The organism is Streptomyces mexicanus, assembly GCF_902506575.1.
GTDB lineage: Bacteria > Actinomycetota > Actinomycetes > Streptomycetales > Streptomycetaceae > Streptomyces > Streptomyces mexicanus.
The window spans coordinates 4,778,219-4,802,692 of record NZ_LR732544.1; the positions used below are offsets into that span (position 1 = coordinate 4,778,219).

Consider the following 24,474-nt stretch of genomic DNA (forward strand, 5'->3'; position numbering starts at 1 on the left):
GGCTACGGGCAGCAGCCGCCGTTCGGGCAGGCCCCGGGCGCACCCCAGGCCGCCGCCCCCTACGGCGCACCCCAGGCAGTCCCGCACGGCGCCCCGCAGGGCGCGGGGGTGGGCGCCGCGCTGCAGCGGTTCAAGGAGACGCCCACCGGGCAGCGCTGGACCCTGCAGAACAGCAAGCTGATCCGCGTCGACCTCGGCACGGGCGGGCAGCCCGTGCTGGCCCGGCAGGGCAGCATGGTGCTCTACCAGGGCAAGGTCGACTTCAGCTACAAGGGCGCCGGCTTCGCCGGACGCGTCGTGGGCAACGCCACCGGCCAGGAGATGCAGCTGATGCGCTGCACCGGCCAGGGCCAGGTGTTCCTCGCCGAGGACGCCACCCACCTGCACCCGATCGAACTGCAGGGTGACGCGATCTGCGTCTCCGCCAACAGCGTGCTCGCCTTCGACGAGAGCCTGCACCACGAGGTGCGCCGCATCGAGGGGCACGGCATCCCCGGCGGTGCCCTGTTCACCCTGCAGTTCCAGGGCACCGGCACCATCGTCGTCAAGACGCACGGCACGCCCGTCGTGCTGCCCGTGACCCCGACGACGTTCGTCGACTCCAACGCCGTCGTCGCCTGGTCCGCGGCCGCCCAGGTCATCGTCTCCAGCCAGGTGCGCATGCGTCGCAACGCCTACCCGGGCCACACCGGAGAGGGCGTCAACCTGCAGTTCCGGGCGGCGCCCGGCAACTTCGTCGTCGTCCAGCCCTACGAGGTCTAACGGGAGCCCGTCATGAACCAGCCGCTCGCGGGCTACGCCCCCGCACCCGTCACCGCCCGCATGGAGAACCACGGCAGCCACATGCTGAAGGTGGCCCTGCAGACCGGAAACGACCTCTACGCGCGCGTGGGCTCGATGGTCGCCTACGAAGGATTCATCCAGTACGAGCCCAACCCGCCGGCCGTGCGCCAGATCGCCCGCGACTGGATCACCGGCGAGGGCGCCCCCCTGATGAAGTGCTCCGGCGACGGCCTGCTCTACCTCGCCGACTACGGCGCGAACGTCGTCGTCGTCAACCTGGGCGGCGACGCGATCTCGGTCAACGCCACCAACCTGCTGGCCTTCGACGCGAGCCTGCAGTGGGGCGTCGAACGGGTCAAGGGGCTGGCCAAGTTCGCCGGGCAGGGCCTGTGGAACACGAAGATCTCCGGGCAGGGCTGGGTCGCCCTCACCTCCCGCGGTGAGCCGATCGTGGTCGACTGCGGCAGCGGCGAGGACGAGACCTACGTCGACCCGGACGCGCTCGTCGCCTGGTCCCCGAACCTGAAGGTCAAGGGCAAGCGCAGCTTCAAGGCGCAGTCCCTGATCGGCCGGGGCAGCGGCGAGGCGTACCAGATGGCCTTCTCCGGCCAGGGCATCGTCGTCGTGCAGCCCAGCGAGGACAGCACCGACCGCCTGCGGGTCCGGGGCTGAGGGGAAGAGGACGACACCATGCAGAGCCCGCTTTTCGCCTTCAACGACGTCCAGACGCCGGAGCGCTGGAGCCTGCAGAACAAGCAGATGCTCCGGGTCACCCTGGAGGGCCACGACGACGTCCTCGCCCGCAAGGGCACCATGGTCGCCTACCAGGGCCTGATCGAGTTCGACGCCGAGTACCAGAGCACCGGCCAGGCCTACGCGCGGGCGCGCACCGGCGAGGGCCTGGACCTGATGCGCTGCCACGGGCAGGGCACCGTCTACCTCGCCAACCTCGCCCAGTACGTCCACATCATGGACGTGGAACAGGACGGCCTGACCGTCGACAGCGGCTATGTGCTGGCGATGGACTCCTCGCTGCACCACGAGGTGATCGCCGTGGACAGCATGTACGGCATCTCCGGCTCGGGGAAGTACCAGCTGAACATCACCGGACGCGGCAAGGTCGCCCTGATGACCTCCGGGGCGCCGCTGCTGATGCAGGTCACCCCGGACAGGTACGTCAGCTGCGACGCCGATGCGATCGTCGCCTGGTCGACCGGCCTGCGGGTGCAGATGCAGGCCCAGACGCACTCCTCGGGGGTGTGGCGGCGCCGGGGCAGCACCGGTGAGGGCTGGGAGCTGAGCTTCATGGGCAGCGGCTACGCGCTCGTTCAACCCAGCGAGCTGCTGCCGCCGCAGAACGCGGTGATCGGCCAGGGCCTGGCCGCGCAGTTCGGCATGGGCGCGCAGGGGGCGCGGGGCCAGAACCAGGGCAACGTCTGGAGCTGAGGCCGGGCACCGTCCGGAGCCGAGCACGCGTAAGGGGCGGCCGCCCTTGCGGTCGCCCCTTACCGGTCACCTCGTCACAGCCTGGCGCGCGTGGCCTCCGTCAGCCGCACGACCGACTTGTCCGCCACGCCGGGCACCTCGTCGTAGGCGAACCAGCGCAGGTCCAGCGACTCGTCGCTGATGGCCTCCACGGCCCCGGGCGGGGCGACGGCGGCGTACTGCACGTCCAGGTGCCAGGCGCACGGCGTGTGGTGCCGGTCCAGGCGGACCGGGCCACCGGGCAGCAGGGTCAGCCCCGCGATGCCCGACTCCTCCGTCGCCTCGCGCAACGCGGCCTGTGCCAGTGTGGCGTCCTGCCGCTCGCAGTGGCCGCCCATCTGCAGCCACATGCGCAGCTTCCGGTGCAGGGTCAGCAGCACCCGGCCGCGCTCGGGATCGACCACCAGGGCGCTGGCGGTGATGTGCCCCTCGGCGCAGGACTTCCACAGGCCGTCCGGATGCGCCGCCAGGTGCTCCAGATAGGTCCCGCGCAGCTCCTCCTGGTCCCCGTACCCCTTCAGGACGAGGACCGCGTCGTCGTGAAGGCTCACTCGGCGCCGTCGCCCTTGCCGTCGCCGTCCTTCTCGTCGCGTTCGCCCTGCTCGCGCTCGTCGTGCTTGTGCAGGTCCGGCTTCGGCGCGGAGCCGCGCGCCGCCTCGCCGAGCATCTTGTCCAGCTCGGAGAAGTCCAGCTGCTCGCGGTGCACGAAGCCGTCCGGGTCGTCCAGGTCCGCGGCCGTGGGCAGCATGTCCGGGTGCGCCCACAGGCCGTCGCGGCCCTCGACCCCGCGCGCGTCGGCCAGCGAGGCCCACAGCCGGGAGGCGTCCCGCAGACGGCGCGGGCGCAGCTCCAGACCGATCAGCGTCGCGAACGTCTGCTCGGCCGGGCCACCGGAGGCCCGCCGGCGGCGCAGCGTCTCGCGCAGCGCGTCCGCGGACGACAGACGCGGCTTGGCGGCGGCGTGCACCACCGCGTCCACCCAGCCCTCGACGAGCGCCAGAGCGGTCTCCAGACGGGCCAGGGCCGCCTTCTGCTCCGGGGTGTCCTCCGGCTGGAACATGCCCTGCTGCAGCGCGTCCTGCAGCTGCTCGGGGTTCTGCGGGTCGAACCGGCCGACCACGTCCTCCAGCTTGGCGGTGTCGACCTTGATCCCGCGCGCGTACCCGTCGACCGCGCCGAACAGGTGCGAGCGCAGCCACGGCACGTGCGCGAACAGGCGCTGGTGGGCGGCCTCGCGCAGGGCGAGGTACAGCCGCACCTCCTCCTGCGGCACGCCCAGGTCCTTGCCGAACGCCTCGATGTTCACCGGCAGCAGCGCGGCCTTGCCGGCCGGGCCGAGCGGCAGGCCGATGTCGGTGGAGCCGACGACCTCGCCGGCCAGCACGCCGACGGCCTGGCCGATCTGCGTGCCGAACATGGCGCCGCCCATGGAGCGCATCATGCCGATCAGCGGGCCGGCCATGGCCTGCATCTCCTCGGGCAGCACCTCGCCCATGGCGGTGCCGACCCGCTCGGCGACCGGGTCGACCAGCTCCTGCCAGGCGGGCAGGGTCGCCTCGACCCACTCCGCCCGGGACCACGCCACCGCGGAGGCGGCGCCGGACGGCAGGGACGTCACGTCGTCCAGCCACAGGTCCGCCAGGCGGACGGCGTCCTGGACGGCCGTGCGCTCGGCGGGGCCGACGCTGGCGTCCTTGGTGCCGTCCGAGGTGCCCTGGGCGACCGTCTGGCGGGCGATCTGCTTGGCCATGTCCCAGTTCACCGGGCCGCCCTCGTAGGAGAGCATCTGGCCGAGCTGCTGGAAGGCCGCTCCCAGGTCGGTGGGGTTCAGCGACCCGAACATGGCAGCGAGCGGATTGTCGGCGCCGGGGCCGCCAAAGCCTCCGGCTCCGGGCAGGCCGCCGAAGCCGAACGGATTGGCCGGTCCCTGCCCACCACCGCTCTGCTGGTCCTTCTTCTTGCCCTCGTCGCCGTTCTCCGGCTCCTCCGGCGGAAGGCCGAATCCGAATGGGGTGTCACTCACGGGATTCCTCGGCTGGTAAGGCCACCGGTTCTTTCCGGCGGCGCGGCTGCCCGACAACACCACCCAGCGTAGACACCCCGGCCCGATAGGGCCTCGGTGCTTCGCCGACACAGCGCCTGCGGCAGGATGGATGCCACCTGGTACGTACGCGTCATTCGCGCCCGTATGGAAGACAACCGCTGGAGACGCCCGGTGAGTTCCCCAGATCCGCAGGTTCGCGCAGCGCGAAACCATGAAAGCACCTCCGCCGTGCGCGGGCCCGTCGTCGCGGTCACCGGAGCCGCGAGCGGCGTCGGCGCGCTGCTCACCGAGCGACTGGCCGCCAGTGACGAGGTCGGGCAGGTCGTCGCCATCGACGAGCGGCGCGGGGAGTGCGCGGCGGCGCGCTGGCACGTCCTGGACGTGCGGGACCCGGCGATCGCCGACAGGCTGCGCGGCGCCGACGTCGTCGTCCACCTGGCGCTCGACCTGGACCTGGAGACCGACCCGGCCGCCCGCAGCGCCTACAACGTCCGCGGTACCCAGACGGTGCTGACCGCCGCGGCCGCGGCCGGGGTGCACCGGGTGGTGCTGTGCACCTCCGCGATGGTCTACGGCGCGCTGCCCGACAACGAGCTCCCGCTGGCGGAGGACGCCGAGCTGCGGGCCACCGCGGAGGCGACCGGGGTGGGCGACCTGCTGGAGATCGAACGGCTGGCCCGGCGCGCCCCGCGGGCGCACCCCGGCCTGAACGTCACCGTGGTCCGCCCCGCCGTGCTGGTCGGCGGCACCGACACGGCGCTGACCAGGTACTTCGAGTCCCCGCGGCTGCTGGTCGTGGCGGGGTCGCGGCCCGCCTGGCAGTTCTGCCACGTCGAGGACCTGTGCAGCGCGCTGGAGTACGCCGTGCTGGAGAAGGTCGACGGGGAGCTGGCCGTCGGCTGCGACGGCTGGCTGGAGCAGGAGGAGGTCGAGGAGCTGAGCGGGATCCGGCGGATGGAACTGCCGTCGGCGGTCGCCCTCGGCGCGGCGGCCCGCCTGCACCGCATCGGGCTCACCCCCTCCCCGGCCGGTGACCTGGCCTACACGATGTACCCGTGGGTGGTCAGCGGCAGCCGCCTGCACGACGCGGGATGGCGGCCGAAGTGGACCAACGAGGAGGTGCTGGCCCAGCTGCTGGAGGAGGTCGCCGGGCGGCACACGGTGGCCGGACGGCGGCTGGGACGCAAGGACGCGACGGCGGCCGGGGCCGCCGGGGCGACGGTCGCGCTGCTGGGCGCGGCGGCCGTGGTGCGCCGGGCCCGCAAGGCACGCCGGCGCATCTGAGAGCGGCCCCGGGACGGGCTGCCGGGGAACCGCCGGGCGGCGCGGGCGGTCTCCTGTAGGAGGCTCCAAACGCGCACGCGCGCGTGCCGGGCGATGACGCTATTCCGCGCCCGTAGGGGCGTGCGGCACGATGGGCGTATGGCACCCACCAACGATCACCCCGGCGAGCGCACCGCCGACGATCCCATCAAGCTGATCGCGGTCCGGGAGACCGCGCTGTCGCTGGACGAGGTCTTCCAGGCCGTCGGGGACGACGCCGCCGGCGGCACCGCGCTCTTCGTGGGCACGGTGCGCAACCACGACGGGGGCGCCGACGTCGACGCACTGGGGTACTCCTGCCACCCCAGCGCGGAGGCCGAGATGCGGCGGATCGCCGAGAAGGTGGTCGCGGAGTACCCCGTGCGGGCGCTGGCCGCCGTGCACCGTGTGGGGGATCTGCGGGTCGGGGACCTCGCGGTCGTCGTGGGAGTGTCCTGCCCGCACCGCGCGGAGGCGTTCGCGGCCTGCCGCAAGCTGATCGACGACCTCAAGCACGAGGTGCCGATCTGGAAGCACCAGAGGTTCTCCGACGGGACGGAGGAATGGGTCGGAGCCTGCTGAGTTCCGGCGCCGAGCGGCGTCGAGCCCGCCGGTCCGCCCCACGCGGCGCCCTCCCGCCGCTTTTGCGGTTGCGTAACCGCCCCCCTGACCGGACCGTTGTCACTGCGGATGGTTAATCTGCTGATCACTCGGTTGCGGTCGCCCGAAGGGGCTCGCATGGGGCTGGGAGGACGGCATGGCGGCGCTCGCCTGGTTGCTGATTCCGCTGATGGCTGCGATAGGCGCCGGACTGTGGGGGATATGGGCCAACCGCACCCGCACGGTGCGCGGCGACGGCCCCGAGCTGGACGGCTACGCCCGCTTCCGCGAGGCCATGGAGCGCTCCACGTCCCGCACATGAGACCGGTGGACGGACGAGCGGCCCTGACGGTGGGCCGACACACCCGTCCCGTACTGTCGAGACATGCCACGCCGCACCGCGACGATGCTCGCCTCCACCCTGATGCTGATCGCGCTCCTGTGCGCGGGGGTGTTCCTCCCCGTGCCCTACGCGGAGATGTCTCCGGGGCCGACGGTCAACACGCTGGGTGAGCACGGTGGCGAGCCGGTCCTGCAGATCTCCGGGCATCGGACCTACCCGACCGACGGTCATCTGAACATGACGACGGTCCGGGTGACCAGCGCCGACTACCGGATGAACCTGGTCGAGGCGGTCTACGGCTGGCTGGCGCACGACGACAAGGTCGTCCCGCACGACACGCTCTACCCCGACGGCCAGACCGAGGAGCAGTCCAGCCAGGAGAACGCCGAGGAGTTCAGCCAGTCCCAGGAGAGCGCCAAGGTCGCGGCCCTGAAGGAACTCGGCATCCCGGTGACGTCGTGGGTGATCGTCTCCACCGTCGTCAAGGGCAGCCCAGCCCAGGGCAGGCTGCACGCCGGTGACGTGATCAAGGCCGTGGACGGCACCGCGGTCAAGCAGCCCTCGGACGTCGCCAAGCTGGTCACCCGGCACAAGCCCGGCCAGGACGTCGTCTTCACCATCGTCCCCGCCAAGGACCAGGCCGCCGCGGAGAAGCAGCACAGGACGGCGACGGCGACCAAGGACGTCACGATCACGACCGCGCGGTCCCACGACACCGGCGCCGAGCGCGCCGTCGTCGGGATCTCCGCCGGAACCGATCACACGTTCCCGTTCGACATCGACATCAAGCTCGCCGACGTCGGCGGACCCAGCGCCGGACTGATGTTCGCCCTGGGCATCTACGACAAGCTCACCCCGGGCAGCCTGACCGGCGGGAAGTTCGTGGCCGGCACCGGGACGATCGACGACGACGGGAAGGTCGGCCCGATCGGCGGCGTGGAGATGAAGACCGTCGGCGCGCGCGACCAGGGCGCCCGGTACTTCCTCACCCCCGCCGACAACTGCGCGGCCGCCGCCAAGGACACCCCCTCGGGGCTCACCCTGGTCAAGGTCGGCACGATCCACGACGCCCTCGCCGCCCTGAAGGACATCCGCTCGGGGAACACCGGCGCCCTGCCGAAGTGCACGCGATAGCCGCATCCGGCCGCGCGCCGCACCCGGCCGCGCGCCGCACCCGGCCGTGCGCCCCGGCCGGACGGACCCGGCTCCGGGCGCACCGGCCGCGCGGATCCGAGCGGCGCGCGCGGCCGGTGCGCGTCCCGGCGCCGGAGCGCCGCGGGTCCGCGGCGGGCGCCGCTCAGTCCTCGAAGGTCGCCGCCAGCGCCTCCGCCAGGCCCGGCACCAGATCGGAGCCCGTGAGGACCTCCGTGGGGGAGTCCTTCTCGCGCAGCCGCAGCGCCGACTCGCGGGCGCCGTCCCGCAGGACCGCCACCGTCATGCGGACCTCCTGGCGCTCGGGGTGGCCGGCCACCCACTTCGCCAGCTCCGCCTCGCCCAGGTCCTGCGGAACCTCGGCCTCCGCGGACGGCGGCAGCATCAGGCGCTCCACGGTCAGCGCGCACCCGGTCACCGCGTCGGGCCAGGCGATCGTGGCGAGGAACTCGTCGAGCGGCTGGTCCGACGGGATCTCGTCCTGCTCGATCGGGGTGAGACCGGAGGTCTGCTGCTCGTCCTCCAGGCCGAGCTGGGCCGCGAGGGCGGGTTCCTGGGTCCGCAGCCGCGCGGTGTCTACGAGGGCGAAGAGGCGAGCGGGCTGGTCCCAGCCGAGGCCGGAGGCGTACTCGTCGATCTCGAGTACGGCCCGGGTGAGCGGGCTCGCTGCCATGGGAGTGTTGGACATGGTCACAATCCTGCCTCGTTCCTGCCCGGAACCGGGAACCGCGTATGCCGTGAGTAAGTTGCATAGGTGTGGGCCGGCGACGACCGGGCCCACCGCACGGTCCGCGGCCACAGGGGCCTGAGGCGGTCCGGCGAACCGACAGCGAACCAGCCAGCGAATCAACAGCGAACTTCGAGGTGCACCCTTGGCTTTCCAGATGCCGGACCGCGGGTCGGGCCCGTCCGGGCCGCGGATGAGAGTCGGCCGCCCGTCCCGGCGCGCCCGCGCCCTGCTGATGACGCTGGGCGCGCTGGCCGTGCTCGGCATGGTGTTCACGATGTTCGCCGGCTTCTGGACGGACTGGTTGTGGTACCGGTCGGTGCACTACTCGTCGGTGTTCACCACCACGCTGTGGACCAAGATCGGGCTGTTCTTCGTCTTCGGCCTGCTCATGGCGGCGGCCGTCGGCTTCAACGTCTGGCTCGCGCACCGGCTGCGGCCCCCGCTCAGCGCCATGTCCACGGAGCAGCAGAACCTCGACCGCTACCGGATGGGGGTCGCGCCGTACAAGAAGTGGCTGCTGTGCGGGATCACCGCCCTGGTGGGCCTGATCGCGGGTGCCTCCGCGGCCGGCCAGTGGCGGACCTGGCTGATGTGGGTCAACGCCGTGCCGTTCCACCAGAAGGACCCGCAGTTCCACCTCGACGTCTCCTTCTACGCCTTCGACCTGCCCTGGTACCGGTTCCTGCTCGGCTTCGGCTTCGCCGCGGCGGTGCTGTCCCTGATCGCCGCCGCGCTCACCCACTACCTCTACGGCGGGCTGCGCCTGACCTCGCCCGGCACCCGCGCCACCGCCGCGGCGACCGGTCACCTGTCGGTGCTGCTCGGCGTGTTCGTCGCTCTCAAGGCCGTCGCGTACTGGCTGGACCGGTACGGCCTGGCGGTGAAGTCCAGCGACTTCAAGGCCACGGGCAACTGGACCGGCCTGCGCTACGTCGACGCCAACGCCTATCTGCCCGCAAAGACGATCCTGTTCTGCATCGCGGTCATCTGCGCGCTGCTGTTCTTCGCCACCCTGTGGCGGCGCACCTGGCAGCTGCCCGTCATCGGCTTCGGCCTGATGGTGCTCTCCGCGATCCTCATCGGCGGCCTGTACCCGGCGATCGTGCAGAAGTTCCAGGTCCAGCCCAACGAGCAGGCCAAGGAGGCCCCGTACGTCGCCAAGAACATCGAGGCGACGCGCGCGGCGTACGGCATCGACGACGCGAAGGTGACGGACTACGCCGGCACCAGCACCACCAAGGACAAGTCGACGCTGCGCGACGATGTCGACAAGACCGCGAGCATCCGCATCCTCGACCCGAACATCGTCTCGCCGACGTTCCAGCAGCTCCAGCAGATCCGGAACTACTACACGTTCCCCAACAACCTGGACGTCGACCGCTACCCCGCCAAGGACGGCACGGTCCAGGACACGGTCGTCGGCCTGCGCGAGCTGAACCTGGCCGGCATCCCGAAGAAGAACTGGATCAACAACCACTTCCGCTACACCCACGGCTTCGGCGTCGTCGCCGCCAAGGGCACCGCCGCCGACAACGGCGAGCCGGTGTTCACCGAGTCCGACCTGCCGCCCTCCGGCGACCTCGGGACGTACCAGCAGCGGGTGTACTACGGCGAGAAGACCACCACGTACTCGATCGTCGGCGGTCCCCAGAAGGAGATCGACTACTCCGACAACGACGGCGAGAAGACCACCAGTTACCGGGGCAAGAGCGGCGTCAGCCTGTCCAGCCCGCTCAACCGGGCCGCCTACGCGCTGGCGTTCGGCGAACCGCAGATCCTCTACTCCGGCGCCATCGGCGACGGCTCGCGGATCCTGTACAACCGCACGCCCAAGGAGCGCGTCGAGGCGGTGGCGCCCTGGCTGACCATCGACGGCGACGCCTACCCGGCGGTGGTGAACCACCGCATCCAGTGGATCGTCGACGCCTACACCACCACGAACGGCTACCCGTACGCCTCCCGTACGACCCTCGGCGACACGACGGCGGACTCGCTCACCGCCGCCAACGACTCGCGCTCGGTGGTGGCCCAGCAGAACCAGGTCAACTACATCCGCAACTCGGTGAAGGCGACCGTGGACGCCTACACCGGCGAGGTCAAGCTGTACCAGTGGGACACCGAGGACCCGGTCCTGAAGACCTGGATGAAGGCGTTCCCCGGCACGGTGGAGCCGAAGTCGGCCATCTCCTCGGACCTGATGTCCCATCTGCGCTACCCGCAGGACCTGTTCAAGGTGCAGCGCGAGCTGCTCACCCGCTACCACGTGCAGGACGCGCAGACCTTCCTCAGCGGCAGCGAGGTGTGGCAGGTGCCGGACGACCCGACGAACAAGTCGGGCAGCGCGGTGCCGCCGTACTACCTGACGATGAAGATGCCCGACCAGAAGTCCCAGGCGTTCTCGCTGACGACGACGTTCACGCCGAACGGCCGGGACAACCTCAGCGCCTTCATGGCGGTCGACTCGCAGGCGGGCACACCCGACTACGGCCAGATCAGAATCCTGAAACTGCGCACGAGCACGACGGCCGACGGCCCCAAGCAGGTCCAGAGCCAGTTCAACTCCAACTCGCAGGAGAACATCACCGATTTCGTCCGGCAGGTCAGAAACGGCGACTCGGAGATCGAGTACGGCAATCTGCTGACCATCCCGCTCGACGGAGGACTGCTCTACGTGGAGCCGGTCTACGTACGCGGCGGTCAGCTCAAGTACCCGCTGATGCGGAAGGTCCTGGTCACCTACGGTGGCACCACCGCCTTCGAGAACAGCCTCGACCAGGCGCTGGACAAGGTCTTCGGAGCGCCCGGCTCGGCGCCCCCGCCCGACACCGGCACCACGAACCCGCCGGGTGCGGGAGCGGGCGACCCGACGGTCGAACAGGCCCTGAAGGACGCCCAGAAGGCCTATGACGACGGCCAGGCCGCTCTGCAGAAGTCGCCGATCGACTGGGAGGCCTACGGCAGGGCCCAGAAGGCGTTGCAGGAAGCGCTCAAGAAGGCCGAGGACGCGCAGGCCCAGCGGCAGAGCAGCGGCAGCGGCAAGAACGGCGACAAGGGCGCCAAGACCGGCGAGAAGAGCGGCGGCTGACCGCCGCGGACGCGAGCGAGGCCCGGGTCCCTCCGGCGGGACCCGGGCCTTCGCCGTGTGCGCACGGTGACGTGCGAACGCATGTGCCGCCGTGTGGTACCGCCGTGCCGCCGTGGGGAGTTGGGCGATCTGTGTTTGACTTATCTCTCTGTGGGCATGTCGACAAAACGCTGAAGTGACCTCACTGGCTGCGGTATACCAGGTGTACCCGGGTTGCAGGTGGTGCGACGATGAACGTTATGGGGGACAAGGTAACTCTGTTCGAGACAGGGCGATTTGCGCAGGCCGCACCGGAGGAGATCACCAGCACCACCCCGGACGAGACCGGTGCCGCCGCCGACGAGGTCGCCGAGCTGGCACGCCGGCGCCTGGCCGCCGAGGCCGGTGACGTCGAGGCGATGAGCGTCCTCGGCGCGATGCTGCTGCGCCGCGGCGACCTGGACGGAGCCGAACCCCATCTGCGCGCCGCCACCGCGGCCGGTGACCGGGCCGCCGCCAACAACCTGGGAGTCCTCCTCCACCAGCGCGGATACGCCGACGAGGCGGCCGGCTGGTGGCGGATCGCCGCCGTCGCCGGCTCCGCCGCGGCGGCGCACGCGCTCGGCCGGTACCACCGCGAGCGCGGCGACGAGCCCGCCGCCGAGTACTGGCTGCGCCAGTCCGCCGAGCAGGGCCACGTCCTCGGCGCCTACGCGCTCGCCGACCTGCTGGAGCACCGCGGGGACGCCGGTGCCGAGCGCTGGATGCGGGTCGCCGCCGAGCACGGGCACCGCGAGGCGGCCTACCGGCTGGCCCGCGCACTGGACCAGCGCGCGGCCCGCGAGTCCGCCGCGGACGGCGCCGACGGGCCGCAGGCCGAGGCCGAACAGTGGTACCGGCAGGCCGCCGCACGCGGCCACCGCCGGGCCGCGCTGCACCTGGGCGCGATCCTGGAGAAGCGCGGCGAGCTGAAGGAGGCCGGCCGCTGGTACCTGACCTCCGCCAAGGACGGCGAGGCGCGCGCCGCCTGCGCGCTGGGGTTCCTGCTGCGGGACGCCGGGGACACCGAGAGCGCGGCCATGTGGTGGCTGCGGGCCGCCCAGGACGGCGACGGCAACGCCGCCAACGCCCTGGGCGCGCTGCACGCCGAGCGCGGCGAGCCGCAGACCGCCGAGCGCTGGTACCGGGCGGCGCTGGACGCCGGCGACATCAACGGCGCCTACAACCTCGGCCTGCTCTGCGCCGAGCAGGGGCGCACCGCGCAGGCCGAGCAGTGGTACCGGCGCGCGGCCTACGCCGGCCACCGGGAGGCGGCGAACGCGCTGGCCGTGCTGCTGCTCCAGGGCGGGGACACGAGCGGTGCCGAGCCGTGGTTCTCCAAGGCCGCGGAGGGCGGCAGCGTGGACGCCGCGTTCAACCTCGGCATCCTCTACTCCGGGCGCGGCCAGGAGCAGGAGGCCCTGCGGTGGTACGAGCGGGCGGCCGCCGCCGGGCACACCGAGGCGGCCCTGCAGGTGGGGATGGCCCGGCTGCGGGCCGGCGACGAGCAGGCGGCCGAGCGGCACCTGCGGTGCGCGGCCGGCGGCGGCAGCGCGGAGGCCGCGTACCGGCTGGCGACCCTGCTCGACGCGCGGCGGCCGCCGGCGCCGGCCCACGAGCTGGGGGCGCCGGTGCAGGAGAAGACCGAGTGCGAGGAGTGGTACGAGCGGGCGGCCGGCCAGGGGCACCGTCGGGCGCAGGTGCGGGTGGGCATGCTGGCCGCGGCCCGCGGCGACGTGGTGGAGGCGGCCCGCTGGTACCGGGCCGCCGCGGAGGCCGGCTCCCGCAACGGCGCCTTCAACCTGGGGCTGCTGCTCGCGCGCGAGGGCAGCGAGCCGGAGGCGGTGGTGTGGTGGACGCGGGCCGCCGAGGCCGGGCACGGGCGGGCGGCGCTGCGGCTGGCCCTCGTCCACGCGCGCCGCGGCGAGCTGTCGGAGGGGCAGCGGTGGGCGGACCGGGCGGCGGCGCTCGGGCCCAGAGAGGTCGCTCAGCGGGCGGCGCGGCTGCGGGACGCGCTGCGGGAGGAGCTGTCGGCGTGACGCTCCGGGAGAAGCGATTTGCTTCTTTCCCCGTCCGTCACGTAGTGTTCTATTCACCGACGCGGGGTGGAGCAGCTCGGTAGCTCGCTGGGCTCATAACCCAGAGGTCGCAGGTTCAAATCCTGTCCCCGCTACTGAAGGCCGAGGGCCGGAATCCGATCAAGGATTCCGGCCCTCGGTGTTTTCGGGTCCGGTCGGCTCCTCGCTCTGCCCTGGGCACGGGCAGCGCGCCCACGTGTGCATGAGCTTGGCACCCGCCCGCGCTCGGGCAGCACAAAGCCCCGGCACCCTGCGGTGCCGGGGCTGTCAGGCGTGCGTCACGCCGAGGCGCAGTTCGGGCAGAGGCCGCGGTAGGTCACCTCGACGTCGGAGACCGTGAACCCGAAGCGCTCCGAGTCGGGCAGGTCGGCCAGCGGGTTGCCGCTCGGATGGACGTCGCGGATCGCGCCGCAGCCGGCGCAGACCAGGTGGTGGTGCGGCCGGTGGGCGTTCGGGTCGTACCGCTTGGCGCGCTTGTCGGTGGTGACCTCGATGACCTCGCCGAGGGAGACCAGCTCGCCCAGCGTGTTGTAGACGGTGGCGCGGGAGATCTCGGGCAGCTTGGCCACCGCCCGCGCATGGACCTCGTCGGCGGTGAGGTGGACGTGCTCGCCGTCCAGGACCTCGGCCACGACGCGTCGCTGCGCGGTCATCCGCCATCCGCGTCCGCGCAGCCGTTCCAGAAGGTCGCTCATACGCACCAGCCTAGCAGCCAGGGGAATAGATCCCGAACAAGTGTGACTTTGGAGCTCTGCTTGACTTAGACATTGTCTATTGTAGGATCGAGAACGGCTTTGGCCAAGCGACAGGATCAGACAGGTATGCCGCAGGAGGCGACGTGACGCAGGGACCGCTCACTACGGAAGCCGGTGCACCGGTGGCCGACAACCAGAACAGCGAGACCGCGGGCGCGGGCGGCCCGGTTCTCGTCCAGGACCAGCTCCTGCTGGAGAAGCTCGCCCACTTCAACCGCGAGCGCATTCCGGAGCGCGTGGTGCACGCCCGCGGCGCCGGCGCCTACGGCACCTTCACCGTCACCGCCGACGTCACCCCGTACACCCGGGCGAAGTTCCTCTCCGAGGTCGGCAAGCAGACCGAGGTCTTCCTGCGCTTCTCGACCGTGGCCGGCAACCTCGGTGCGGCGGACGCGGTGCGCGACCCGCGCGGCTTCGCGGTGAAGTTCTACACCGAGGAGGGCAACTACGACCTCGTCGGCAACAACACCCCGGTGTTCTTCATCCGGGACGCGATCAAGTTCCCCGACTTCATCCACACCCAGAAGCGCGACCCGTACACCGGCTCCACCGAGCCGGACAACGTCTGGGACTTCTGGAGCCTGTCGCCGGAGTCCACGCACCAGGTGACCTGGCTGTTCGGTGACCGCGGCATTCCGGCGTCGTACCGCCACATGGACGGCTTCGGCTCGCACACCTTCCAGTGGAACAACGAGGCCGGCGAGGTCTTCTGGGTCAAGTACCACTTCAAGACCGACCAGGGCATCAAGTGCCTCACCCAGCAGGAGGCCAACAAGCTCGCCGGTGAGGACCCCGACTCCCACCAGCGCGACCTGCGCGAGGCGATCGAGCGCGGGGAGTACCCCTCCTGGACCGTCTACGTCCAGATCATGCCCGCGGCCGAGGCGGCGACCTACCGCTTCAACCCGTTCGACCTGACCAAGGTCTGGCCGCACGGCGACTACCCGCTGGTCGAGATCGGCAAGCTGGAGCTGAACCGCAACCCGCAGAACATCTTCGCCGAGGTCGAGCAGTCGATCTTCTCCCCGGCGCACTTCGTGCCCGGCATCGGCCCGTCCCCGGACAAGATGCTCCAGGGCCGCCTGTTCGCCTACGGCGACGCCCACCGCTACCGCGTCGGCATCAACGCCGACCACCTGCCGGTGAACCGTCCGCACGCCACCGAGGCGCGCACCTACTCCCGCGACGGCTTCCTCTACGACGGCCGGCACGGCGGCGCGAAGAACTACGAGCCGAACAGCTTCGGCGGCCCGGCCCAGACCGACCGGGCGCTGTGGCAGCCGATCCCGGTCTCCGGCGTCACCGGCGACCACCGGGCGCCGCTGCACGCCGAGGACGACGACTTCGTCCAGGCCGGCAACCTCTACCGGCTGATGACGGACGAGGAGAAGGACCGCCTGATCGACAACCTGGCGGGTGCCCTCTCCCAGGTCACGCGCGAGGACATCATCGAGCGCGCGGTCAACAACTTCCGCCAGGCGGACGCCGACTTCGGCAAGCGGCTGCAGGCCGCGGTCGAGGCCCTGCGCGGCTGATCTCCGGCACTGGACCCTTGCCGGAAGCGGCGGGGCGGGGGCCCCCCCCGCGGCCCGCCCGCCCCCCCCCCCCCCCGCGGGGGGGGGGGGGGGGGCCGGCGGGGGGGGGGGGGGGGGGGGGGGCGGGGGGGGCGGGGGGGCCGGGGCGGGGGCGCCGGGGTGGGCGAGGCGGCGGGGGGGGGGGCGGGCGCGCGGGGGGGGGGGGCGCGGGGGGGGGGCCGGGGGGGGGGGGGGGGGGGGGGGGCGGGGGGGGGGGGGCGGGCCCGCCCGCATGCGCTCAGGCGGGCACGGGGCCGGTGCCCGGCAGGTAGGGCAGGTGAGGAGGGCTCGACGAGTACGGCAGATAAGGGCGGCTCGACGACGGCTCTCGGGTGCCGGGCGGCGGCTCACGGCCGCCGGTTGAGGTACTCCAGCAGCTCGTCGTGCAGCAGGCCGTTGGAGGCGACCGCGTTGCCGCTGTGCGGGCCGGGGCGGCCGTCCAGGCCGGTGAAGGTGCCGCCCGCCTCGGTCACCACGATCGCGTTCGCGGCCATGTCCCACAGCGACAGCTCCGGCTCGGCGCACAGGTCGATCGAGCCCTCGGCGACCATCATGTAGGGCCAGAAGTCACCGTAGGCGCGGGTGCGCCACACCTGGCGGGTCAGGTCCAGGAAGCCCGCCAGGCGCCCCTGCTCCTCCCAGCCGCTGAGCGAGGAGTACGCGAAGGAGGCGTCCGCGAGCTTCGCCACGCGGGAGACCTGCAGCCGGGTGGCCTGCGACAGGCTGCGCCCGGAGAACGCCCCGTGGCCCTTCGCCGCCCACCAGCGGCGGCCCAGCGCGGGCGCGGAGACCACGCCGACGACCGGCTGGTAGCCGCCCTCGCCCGCCTCCATCAGGGAGATGAGCGTGGCCCACACCGGCACGCCGCGCACGTAGTTCTTGGTGCCGTCGATCGGGTCGATCACCCAGCGGCGCGGGCCGGTGCCCTCGACGCCGTACTCCTCGCCCAGGATCGCGTCGCGCGGGCGGGCGCGCTGCAACTGGCCGCGGATCAGCTCCTCCGCCGCCTTGTCCGCCTCGCTCACCGGCGTCATGTCCGGTTTCGTCTCGACCTTCAGGTCGAGAGCCTTGAAGCGGTCCATCGTGGCGGCGTCGGCCGCGTCGGCGAGGACGTGGGCCAGGCGCAGGTCGTCGAGGTAGTCCGGCATGCAGTGAACGGTAGCCCTCCCGGGACGCCCGGGGCCACAGGGGGCCGGGTGCGTCGGCGGCGAACACCCGGAGCGCGCAGTGCCGGGGTGCGCCGCGCCGCCGGAGCGCGCTGCCGCGGGTGCGCCGCGCACACCCTTGACAGTGCCGCGGGGCGCGTCAAACCTGTCCGGCAGAGTCGCTCGCCCCGGGGAGGCGATGATGCCTGCAGCGCGGGAATCCCTGCTGGAGGCCGCGTACACGGCGCTGGCCCGTCGGCCGTGGTCCGCGGTACGGATGGTGGACGTCGCCGCCGCGGCCGGCATCTCGCGGCAGACGCTCTACAACGAGTTCGGCGGCAAGGACGGTCTGGCGCGGGCGCTGGTCAGAAGGGAGGCGGACGGCTTCCTCGCCGGGGTGGACCGCGCCCTGGCCGCCGCCGGCGACCCGCACGAGCGGCTCACCGCCGTCGCCGAGTGGACCATCGTGGCGGCCCGGGACAACGCGCTGGTCAAGGCCCTGCTCACCGGGTGCTGGAGCGAGTGGCTGCCGGCCCCGGCGCCGGCCGCGGCGCGGTCCGTCTCCGCCGTGCCCGCGCAGCGCAGGGCCGACGGTCCGCTGCCGTCGCCCGCCGACCTGCTGGCGCTCGTCCGCGACCGTGCCGTGGCCGCCCTGTCCGCCCCCGGCCGGCCCCCGGTGGACACCGCGGACCTGGCGGGCGCCTGCGAGCTGGTGGTCCGCCTGGCGCTGTCCTGCGTGGCGGCGCCGCCGGGCGAGCGGGGCGTGGGCGAGCTGGTGCGCGCCGTGCTGCCCGGGCACCGGCCCGCCTGAGCCGGTCCGGCGTCCACGGGCGCGAGCGGCCCGCGGGTCAGTGCGCGGAACCGGACAGCTGCAGCCCGATCACCCCGATGATGACGAAGGTGATCGACACGATCTTCAGCGTCGACACCAGGTCCCCGAGGAACACCATGCCGTAGATCGCGGTGCCCGCCGCCCCGATCCCGGTCCACACCGCGTACGCCGGGCCCACGTCGAGCCGGCGCAGCGACAGCGTCAGCAGGCCGAAGCTGCCGAGGGCGAAACTGGCGAAGGCGACGGTCGGCCACAGGCGGGTGAAGCCGTGGGAGAGTTTCAGGCACACCGCGAAGCCGGTCTCGAGCATTCCCGCGACGATGACCAGCAGCCACGCCATGTGCTGTCCTCCCGTGTGTCCGTCCCCGTGGCCGCCCCGGCTCGGTGCGATTATGCACTTACCTGACCTCCGCCGGGGCACACAACGCTGAGGTCAACGGTGGGGCCCGGGCCCCTGATTCCCCGTCAGTCGCCCTCCCTTGGCTCCCGGGTGGCCAGCAGCCGGCGCAACGAGTACAGCCGGGCCGGGTCCGCGTGCCCCTCGGCCACCCACGCGTCCAGCGCGCAGTCCGGCTCGTCGTGACTGCACGCGCGCGGGCAGCCCTGCGTGCCGGGCTCCAGGTCGGGGAAGGCGTGGATGACCCGGGAGGGGTCGATGTGGGCCAGCCCGAAGGACCGGACCCCGGGGGTGTCCACCACCCAGCCGCCGCCGTCCGCGAGGGGCAGGGCCAGCGCCGAGGTGGTGGTGTGCCGGCCACGGCCGGTCACCGCGTTCACGTGGCCCGTCTCGCGTCGCCTGTCCTGTGCGACCAGCGCGTTGACCAGGGTCGTCTTGCCGACGCCGGAGTGGCCGACGAACGCCGTGACCTTCCCGTCCAGGTGCTCGCACACCCGCCGGACCGCCGCGCCGCTCTCCAGTTCCTCGCGGCTGGTGACCACGTAGGGGATGTCCAGCGCCCCGTACAGCTCCAGGAGCTTGTCCGGCGGGGCCAGGTCCGACTTGGTCATCACCAGCAGCGGCTCCAGACCGCCGTCGTACGCGGCCACCAGGCAGCGGTCGATCAGGCGCGGGCGCGGCTCGGGGTCGGCGAGCGCGGTGACGATCGCCAGCTGGTCGGCGTTGGCCACGACCACCCGCTCGTAGGGGTCGTCGTCGTCGGCCGTGCGGCGCAGCACCGAGGTGCGCTTCTCGATGCGGACGATGCGCGCGAGGGTGTCCTTCGTGCCGGACAGGTCGCCGACCAGGGCCACCCGGTCGCCCACGACGGCCGCCTTGCGGCCCAGCTCGCGGGCCTTCATCGCCATGACGGTGCGGCCGTCGACGAGGCAGGTCAGCCGGCCGCGGTCCACGGTGAGCACCATGCCCTGGGCCGCGTCCTCGTGCTTGGGCCGGATGTTCGTCCTGGGCCGCGTGCCCCGGCGGCCGGGGCGGGTGCGGATGTCGTCCTCGTCGGTGTGCTTGCCGTAGCGCCGCATGACCTGCTCCCCGCGTCCTACGCCCCGAGCATCCCGGCCCACAGCTCGGGGAAGTCCGGCAGGGTCTTCGCGGTCGTCGCCACGTTCTCGATGCTCACGCCCTCGACCGCCAGGCCGATGATCGCGCCGGCCGTCGCCATGCGGTGGTCCTCGTAGGTGTGGAAGACGCCGCCGTGCAGCGGGCGCGGGCGGATGTGCAGGCCGTCGGCCGTCTCGGTCACGTCGCCGCCGAGTTCGTTGATCTCCTTGGTGAGCGCGGCCAGCCGGTCCGTCTCGTGCAACCGCAGATGGGCCACGCCCCGCAGGGTCGAGGGGGAGTCCGCGAGCGCGGCGACCGCCGCGATGCCCGGGGTCAGCTCGCCGACCTCGCTCAGGTCCACGTCGATGCCGTGCACGGCGCCCGAACCGGTGAACACCAGGCCGTAGTCGGTCAGTTCGCAGGAGCCGCCCATCTCGGTGAAGATCTCCCGCAGCCGGTCGCCGGGCTGGGTGGTGCGCTCCGGCCAGTCGGGGACGACGACCTTGCCGCCGGTGATCAGGGCCGCCGCCAGGAACGGCTGCGCGTTGGACAGGTCCGGCTCGATGGTCAGGTCCCGGCCGAGCAGGGCGCCCGGCGTCACCCGCCACACGTTCGGCTCGCCACCCGACTCGGGGGTGTCGACCTGGGCGCCGACCGCGCGCAGCATGTCCACCGTCATCCGGATGTGCGGCAGGGACGGCAGCGTCGCCCCGACGTGGCGCACCTCCACGCCCTGGTTGAAGCGCGGGCCGGACAGCAGCAGGGCGGAGACGAACTGGGAGGACGAGGAGGCGTCGATCTCGACCGTGCCGCCGTCCAGGGCACCGCTGCCGTGCACGGTCAGCGGCAGCGCGCCGCGGCCGTCGTCGTCGATACGGGCGCCGAGGGCGCGCAGCGCGTCGATCACGCCGTGCAGGGGACGCTCGTAGGAGCGCGGGTCGCCGTCGAAGCGGACGGGGCCGTCGGCCAGCGTGGCCACCGGCGGCAGGAACCGCATCACCGTGCCGGCATTGCCCACGTCGACCGTGGCCGGGCCGTGCAGGCCCGCCGGGATCACCCGCCAGGCCTCACCGGAGGCGCCCGCGCCGGTGGCGGAGGACACCGTCTCCTCGATGCCGACACCCATCGCCCGCAGCGCGCCGGCCATCAGCAGCGTGTCCCGCGAGCGCAGCGGGCGGCGCAGCCAGCCCGGCTCGGAGGCCAGCGCGGCCAGCACCAGGGCGCGGTTGGTGACGGACTTGGACCCGGGCACGTGGACCGTCGCGTCGACGGCTCCGCTCGCGTGCGGGGCGGGCCAAAGGGCGGTGTGCGTGTCGTTCGGGGCCATGGGGTCACTCTATAAGGAGGCGGTGAACGGGACCGCCGTTCGGTACGCCGTCCCGACGGCCCGCCGGACCACGGCAGTCGGCTTCCCCGGCCGGCCCGGACGCGGCGGTCGGCCGACCCCTCGGACGGTGGGCGTCCGGGGCCGCGGCGGCGGCATCGGTGGGCGCAGCGCGGCGGCGGACTCGGTGGGGATCACCCGCCGAGCAGCCAGCGCCCCCCGCCCATCAGCGAGCACAGCGACACCGCGTGGAAGAGGAACAGCCACAGCCCGGCCGGCACGTGCGTCAGCCGCGCCAGCTGGTCCGCGTCGGAGTCCCCGGCCCCGCCCCGGGACCGCTTGGCCTGCAGCTCGAAGGCCGGCCGCACCCCGCCCAGCAGCAGGAACCACACCACGGCGTACGCGAACGCGGCCTGCACCTGGGAGCCGGCCAGCCACGACACCAGCAGGAACGTGCCGCCGGTGAGGACCACCGTGAGCACGCCGTAGGCGTTGCGGATCATCACCAGCATGGCCAGCAGCAGCGCCGTGGCCGCCCACAGCAGCAGCGTGATCCGCCCGGCGGCCAGCAGCGCCGCGCCGCCCAGGCCCAGCAGCGGCGGAGCGGTGTAGCCGGCGGCGGCGGTGAGGATCATGCCGAGGCCGTAGGGCTTGCCGCGGCTGACGGTCAGGCCGCTGGTGTCGGAGTGCAGCTGTATGCCGGTGAGCGTGCGGCCGGTGAGCAGCGCCACCAGGCCGTGCCCGCCCTCGTGGGCGATGGTGATGGCGTTGCGTGCCACGCGCCACAGGGTGTGCGGGACCACGACGGCCAGCGCGGCGAGCGCGGTGGCGACCACCACCCACAGCTCGGGGTCGGGCTGGGTACCGGTGAGCCGGTCCCAGAGGTCGGGCAGCGCGGTGGCGGCGGTGCTGGCCATGGTCGCGGGTGGCTCCCTCGGGTGGTACGGAGTCTGGCAGTGTGGCACGCATGTGCGGACGGTATGCAGCGAGTCGCGGAGCCGAGGATCTCGCAGGAATCTTTGAAGTGGAGAAGTGGGAGCCGGAGGAGACCCTGGCGCCCGACTACAACGTGGCCCCGACCAAGGAGGTCCACGTCGTCCTGGACCGCCCCCTGAAAGACGCCGAGGACCCGCGTCCGGTTCGGCAGCTGCGCAAGCTGACCTGGGGGCTCGTGCCCTCCTGGGCGAAGTCGCCGGAGGGCGCCGCCCGGATGATCAACGCGCGCGCGGAGACCGTGCACGAGAAGCCGTCCTACCGGCGGGCCTTCGCCGCCCGCCGCTGCATCGTGCCCGCCGACGGCTACTACGAGTGGGTCACCGGCGTCCAGGAGCGGGAGCTGGAGGTCGAGGGGAAGCGGAAGCGGCCGCGCAAGCAGCCGTACTTCGTCACCCCGGCCGACGGGTCGGTGTTCGCGATGGCCGGGCTGTACGAGTTCTGGCGGGACCGCACGCTGCCCGACGACCATCCGCGGGCCTGGTGGGTGACCTGCTCGGTGATCACCACCGAGGCGGAGACCACCCCGCTCGCGGTGGCCCCGGCCGAGGGGCCGCGCTCGCTGGCCGACATCCACCCGCGCATGCCGCTGATGCTCACCCCCGACCGCTGGGACGCGTGGCTGGACCCGCACCGCACGGACCTGGAGGAGCTGCGCGGCCTGCTCACCCCGCCGCCGCCCGGCCTGCTGCGCGCCTATCCGGTCTCCACCGCCGTCAGCAACGTCCGCAACAACGGCCCGGAGCTGTTGAAGGAGCTTCCCGCCCCGGAAGAGGGCACACTCTTCTGACATGATCTCCAGCAAGCCCGAGACGGTCGGGACCGAGACGGTCGAGACCGGGGCCGGGACCGCCCGTGTCACCTGGCACCCGGCGCGGAAGGCGCGGCTGGTGCTGGCCGCCGGCCACGGCGCCGGCGGCGGCATCGAGGCCCGCGACCTGCAGGCCCTCGCCCGCGTCCTGCCCGCGCACGGCGTGAGCGTGGCCCTGGTCGAGCAGCCCTGGCGGGTGGCCGGGAAGAAGGTGGCGCCCGCGCCGAAGACCCTGGACGCCGGATGGCGCGGGGTGTGGCCCGTGCTGGCCGCGCCCGGCCTGCCGGTGGTCTCCGCCGGGCGCAGCGCCGGGGCGCGGGTCGCCTGCCGCACGGCGCGTGAGCTGGGCGCGCACGCCGTGCTCGCGCTGAGCTTCCCGCTGCACCCGCCGGGCAGGCCGGAGAAGTCCCGCGCCGAGGAACTGCTGGGCACCGGGGTTCCCACACTCGTCGTCCAGGGCGGCAAGGACCCCTTCGGCAGGCCTCAGGAGTTCCCCGACGGCGACTTCCGTCTGGTCGAGGTCCCGTACGGCGATCACGGGTTCGCCGTGCCGAAGAAGGCGGAGATCAGCCAGGAGCGGGCGCTGGAGATCATCGCCGACGCGGTGGTGCAGTGGACTGCGCCACTCGCGTGACGGGCGGGAATGCCGCGGGGCGGACCACTGTTGTGAGCGGACGGAAGTGCTGAGGCCTCGGCACCGAAGTCGTAGAGAGGAAGTCCGCCGCATGGGTTCGACCATCTGCCCGAGCCGCAAGCGCAGCGCCGACCTGGACTGGACGGTGCTGCACGCGGCCAGGACCGCTCCTTTTCGAGCGGCGGCAGGCACGGGTCGTGTTCTATCCTCCGAGTCGAGTGGGACCGGTCTCGGTTCCGCCCGGGAACTTGAGGAGGTGGGTCCGGTCACTGGGACCGACAACGGCCAGGCGGAGCTGCCCGAGGGCCAGGGCACGGACGTGAACGCGTCCGCGGAGTCGTCCGCCGAGCGCAGTGCGCGCTTCGAGCGGGATGCGCTCGAGTTCCTCGACCAGATGTACTCGGCCGCGCTGCGCATGACGCGCAACCCGGCCGACGCCGAGGACCTGGTGCAGGAGACGTACGCCAAGGCGTACGCGTCCTTCCATCAGTTCCGTGAGGGCACGAACCTCAAGGCGTGGCTGTACCGGATTCTCACCAACACCTTCATCAACTCCTACCGCAAGAAGCAGCGCGAGCCCCAGCGCAGCGCCGCGGAGGAGATCGAGGACTGGCAGCTCGCCCGCGCCGAGTCGCACATGTCGACGGGTCTGCGCTCCGCCGAGTCGCAGGCGCTCGACCACCTGCCCGACTCGGACGTGAAGGAAGCGCTCCAGGCGATCCCCGAGGAATTCCGCATCGCCGTGTATCTGGCGGATGTCGAGGGGTTTGCCTACAAGGAGATCGCGGACATCATGGGGACACCCATCGGTACGGTGATGTCCCGGCTGCACCGGGGCCGCCGTCAGCTGCGCGGCATGCTGGAGGACTACGCCCGTGACCGCGGGCTCGTCCCGGCCGGCGCCGGAGAGTCGAACGAAGCGAAAGGCTCGGGCTCATGAGCTGCGGAGAGCCGCACGAGACGGACTGCGGTGAGGTACTCGACCATCTGTACGAGTTCCTCGACAGTGAGATGCCGGACGTCGATCGCACCAAGTTCGAGCACCACTTCGAGGAATGCTCGCCGTGCCTGGAGAAGTACGGCCTGGAGCAGGCCGTGAAGAAGCTGGTCAAGCGGTGCTGCGGGCATGACGACGTCCCCGCCGACCTGCGCGCCAAGGTCATGGGGCGGATCGAGCTGATCCGCTCCGGTCAGGTCGTCTCCGAACGCGACCTGACCGCCGCCCCTGAACGTGACGTGAGCACGACTCGGGCGACCCCGCAGGAGTCCTGACCGGCCCGCACCGCCGAAG

General features: G+C 72.5%; 24 protein-coding genes and 1 tRNA gene. 16 read left to right on the forward strand and 9 right to left on the reverse strand.

Going from position 1 to position 24,474, the window contains the following annotated elements:
• The 3 genes from GV126_RS21490 to GV126_RS21500 all read left to right on the forward strand — a co-directional run.
• On the forward strand, window positions 1-762 hold a 762-nt coding region (locus tag GV126_RS21490; RefSeq protein ID WP_201299861.1), incomplete at its 5' end, for an AIM24 family protein.
• A 12-nt stretch (window positions 763-774) separates the two neighbouring features.
• Entirely contained in the window at window positions 775-1,455 is a 681-nt protein-coding gene (locus GV126_RS21495) for an AIM24 family protein (RefSeq protein ID WP_159669323.1), read from the forward strand.
• Between the two features lie 18 nt (window positions 1,456-1,473).
• Window positions 1,474-2,229 (forward strand): AIM24 family protein, encoded by a 756-nt coding sequence (locus GV126_RS21500; RefSeq protein WP_159669326.1) that lies wholly within the window; start codon window positions 1,474-1,476, stop codon window positions 2,227-2,229.
• Window positions 2,230-2,303: 74 nt separating this feature from the next.
• Here GV126_RS21500 and GV126_RS21505 read toward each other — a convergent pair whose 3' ends face one another.
• Window positions 2,304-2,819 carry an NUDIX hydrolase gene (locus GV126_RS21505; protein ID WP_159669329.1) on the reverse strand — a complete coding sequence of 172 codons (516 nt, stop codon included), beginning with the start codon at window positions 2,817-2,819 and terminating at the stop codon, window positions 2,304-2,306.
• A complete protein-coding gene (locus tag GV126_RS21510; RefSeq protein WP_159669333.1) occupies window positions 2,816-4,291 on the reverse strand; it encodes a zinc-dependent metalloprotease in 1,476 nt (491 codons plus the stop codon). The genes GV126_RS21505 and GV126_RS21510 overlap by 4 nt, the downstream gene beginning before the upstream one ends.
• A 192-nt stretch (window positions 4,292-4,483) precedes the next feature.
• On the opposite strand from GV126_RS21510, the gene GV126_RS21515 reads away from it, so the two are divergent.
• The 4 genes from GV126_RS21515 (at window position 4,484) to GV126_RS21525 (ending at window position 7,691) form a co-directional block, all read left to right on the forward strand.
• Complete coding sequence (locus tag GV126_RS21515; protein WP_159669336.1) at window positions 4,484-5,596, forward strand: SDR family oxidoreductase; 1,113 nt, start codon at window positions 4,484-4,486, stop codon at window positions 5,594-5,596.
• Between the two features lie 138 nt (window positions 5,597-5,734).
• Window positions 5,735-6,196 carry a molybdenum cofactor biosynthesis protein MoaE gene (locus tag GV126_RS21520; RefSeq protein WP_028420396.1) on the forward strand — a complete coding sequence of 154 codons (462 nt, stop codon included), beginning with the start codon at window positions 5,735-5,737 and terminating at the stop codon, window positions 6,194-6,196.
• A gap of 208 nt (window positions 6,197-6,404) precedes the next feature.
• Window positions 6,405-6,536 (forward strand): hypothetical protein, encoded by a 132-nt coding sequence (locus tag GV126_RS37210; protein WP_268977508.1) that lies wholly within the window; start codon window positions 6,405-6,407, stop codon window positions 6,534-6,536.
• A gap of 63 nt (window positions 6,537-6,599) precedes the next feature.
• A complete protein-coding gene (locus tag GV126_RS21525) occupies window positions 6,600-7,691 on the forward strand; it encodes a YlbL family protein (RefSeq protein WP_159669339.1) in 1,092 nt (363 codons plus the stop codon).
• Window positions 7,692-7,854: 163 nt separating this feature from the next.
• Here GV126_RS21525 and GV126_RS21530 read toward each other — a convergent pair whose 3' ends face one another.
• Window positions 7,855-8,397, reverse strand: a complete 543-nt coding sequence (locus tag GV126_RS21530) for a PPA1309 family protein (protein ID WP_159669362.1) — start codon at window positions 8,395-8,397, stop codon at window positions 7,855-7,857.
• Window positions 8,398-8,593: 196 nt separating this feature from the next.
• Here GV126_RS21530 and GV126_RS21535 point away from each other — a divergent pair, with 196 nt between their 5' ends.
• From GV126_RS21535 to GV126_RS21545, 3 genes are all read left to right on the forward strand, one after another.
• A complete protein-coding gene (locus GV126_RS21535; RefSeq protein WP_159673957.1) occupies window positions 8,594-11,524 on the forward strand; it encodes a UPF0182 family membrane protein in 2,931 nt (976 codons plus the stop codon).
• A gap of 230 nt (window positions 11,525-11,754) precedes the next feature.
• Window positions 11,755-13,581, forward strand: coding sequence for a tetratricopeptide repeat protein (locus GV126_RS21540; RefSeq protein ID WP_201299862.1), 1,827 nt, complete (start codon window positions 11,755-11,757; stop codon window positions 13,579-13,581).
• A gap of 60 nt (window positions 13,582-13,641) precedes the next feature.
• Window positions 13,642-13,715, forward strand: a tRNA-Met gene (locus GV126_RS21545).
• Between the two features lie 183 nt (window positions 13,716-13,898).
• On the opposite strand, the gene GV126_RS21550 is transcribed toward GV126_RS21545, so the two are convergent.
• Entirely contained in the window at window positions 13,899-14,315 is a 417-nt protein-coding gene (locus GV126_RS21550; RefSeq protein WP_028420391.1) for a Fur family transcriptional regulator, read from the reverse strand.
• Between the two features lie 143 nt (window positions 14,316-14,458).
• On the opposite strand from GV126_RS21550, the gene GV126_RS21555 reads away from it, so the two are divergent.
• Window positions 14,459-15,910 (forward strand): catalase, encoded by a 1,452-nt coding sequence (locus GV126_RS21555; RefSeq protein ID WP_159669366.1) that lies wholly within the window; start codon window positions 14,459-14,461, stop codon window positions 15,908-15,910.
• Between the two features lie 386 nt (window positions 15,911-16,296).
• Here GV126_RS21555 and hisN read toward each other — a convergent pair whose 3' ends face one another.
• Window positions 16,297-17,097, reverse strand: coding sequence for a histidinol-phosphatase (gene hisN / locus GV126_RS21565; protein ID WP_159669368.1), 801 nt, complete (start codon window positions 17,095-17,097; stop codon window positions 16,297-16,299).
• 199 nt (window positions 17,098-17,296) lie between these two features.
• Between hisN and GV126_RS21570 the strand changes: the two genes are divergently transcribed.
• A complete protein-coding gene (locus GV126_RS21570; protein ID WP_185947998.1) occupies window positions 17,297-17,905 on the forward strand; it encodes a TetR/AcrR family transcriptional regulator in 609 nt (202 codons plus the stop codon).
• A 37-nt stretch (window positions 17,906-17,942) separates the two neighbouring features.
• On the opposite strand, the gene GV126_RS21575 is transcribed toward GV126_RS21570, so the two are convergent.
• From GV126_RS21575 to GV126_RS21590, 4 genes are all read right to left on the reverse strand, one after another.
• A complete protein-coding gene (locus GV126_RS21575) occupies window positions 17,943-18,266 on the reverse strand; it encodes a DMT family transporter (RefSeq protein ID WP_159669372.1) in 324 nt (107 codons plus the stop codon).
• A 125-nt stretch (window positions 18,267-18,391) separates the two neighbouring features.
• Window positions 18,392-19,402 carry a ribosome small subunit-dependent GTPase A gene (gene rsgA / locus GV126_RS21580; RefSeq protein ID WP_159669374.1) on the reverse strand — a complete coding sequence of 337 codons (1,011 nt, stop codon included), beginning with the start codon at window positions 19,400-19,402 and terminating at the stop codon, window positions 18,392-18,394.
• A gap of 17 nt (window positions 19,403-19,419) precedes the next feature.
• Entirely contained in the window at window positions 19,420-20,748 is a 1,329-nt protein-coding gene (gene aroA / locus GV126_RS21585; protein WP_159669376.1) for a 3-phosphoshikimate 1-carboxyvinyltransferase, read from the reverse strand.
• 191 nt (window positions 20,749-20,939) lie between these two features.
• Window positions 20,940-21,662, reverse strand: a complete 723-nt coding sequence (locus GV126_RS21590; RefSeq protein WP_159669378.1) for a M50 family metallopeptidase — start codon at window positions 21,660-21,662, stop codon at window positions 20,940-20,942.
• Window positions 21,663-21,712: 50 nt separating this feature from the next.
• Here GV126_RS21590 and GV126_RS21595 point away from each other — a divergent pair, with 50 nt between their 5' ends.
• From GV126_RS21595 to rsrA, 4 genes are all read left to right on the forward strand, one after another.
• Complete coding sequence (locus GV126_RS21595) at window positions 21,713-22,528, forward strand: SOS response-associated peptidase (RefSeq protein ID WP_159669380.1); 816 nt, start codon at window positions 21,713-21,715, stop codon at window positions 22,526-22,528.
• A gap of 1 nt (window position 22,529) precedes the next feature.
• Window positions 22,530-23,183 (forward strand): alpha/beta hydrolase family protein, encoded by a 654-nt coding sequence (locus GV126_RS21600; RefSeq protein ID WP_159669382.1) that lies wholly within the window; start codon window positions 22,530-22,532, stop codon window positions 23,181-23,183.
• Window positions 23,184-23,439: 256 nt separating this feature from the next.
• Window positions 23,440-24,123: a sigma-70 family RNA polymerase sigma factor gene (locus GV126_RS21605; RefSeq protein ID WP_201299863.1), complete on the forward strand. Its 684-nt coding sequence runs from the start codon at window positions 23,440-23,442 to the stop codon at window positions 24,121-24,123.
• Entirely contained in the window at window positions 24,120-24,455 is a 336-nt protein-coding gene (gene rsrA, locus GV126_RS21610; protein WP_028420380.1) for a mycothiol system anti-sigma-R factor, read from the forward strand. Before GV126_RS21605 ends, rsrA begins: the two co-directional genes overlap by 4 nt.
• Window positions 24,456-24,474 lie beyond the last annotated feature (19 nt).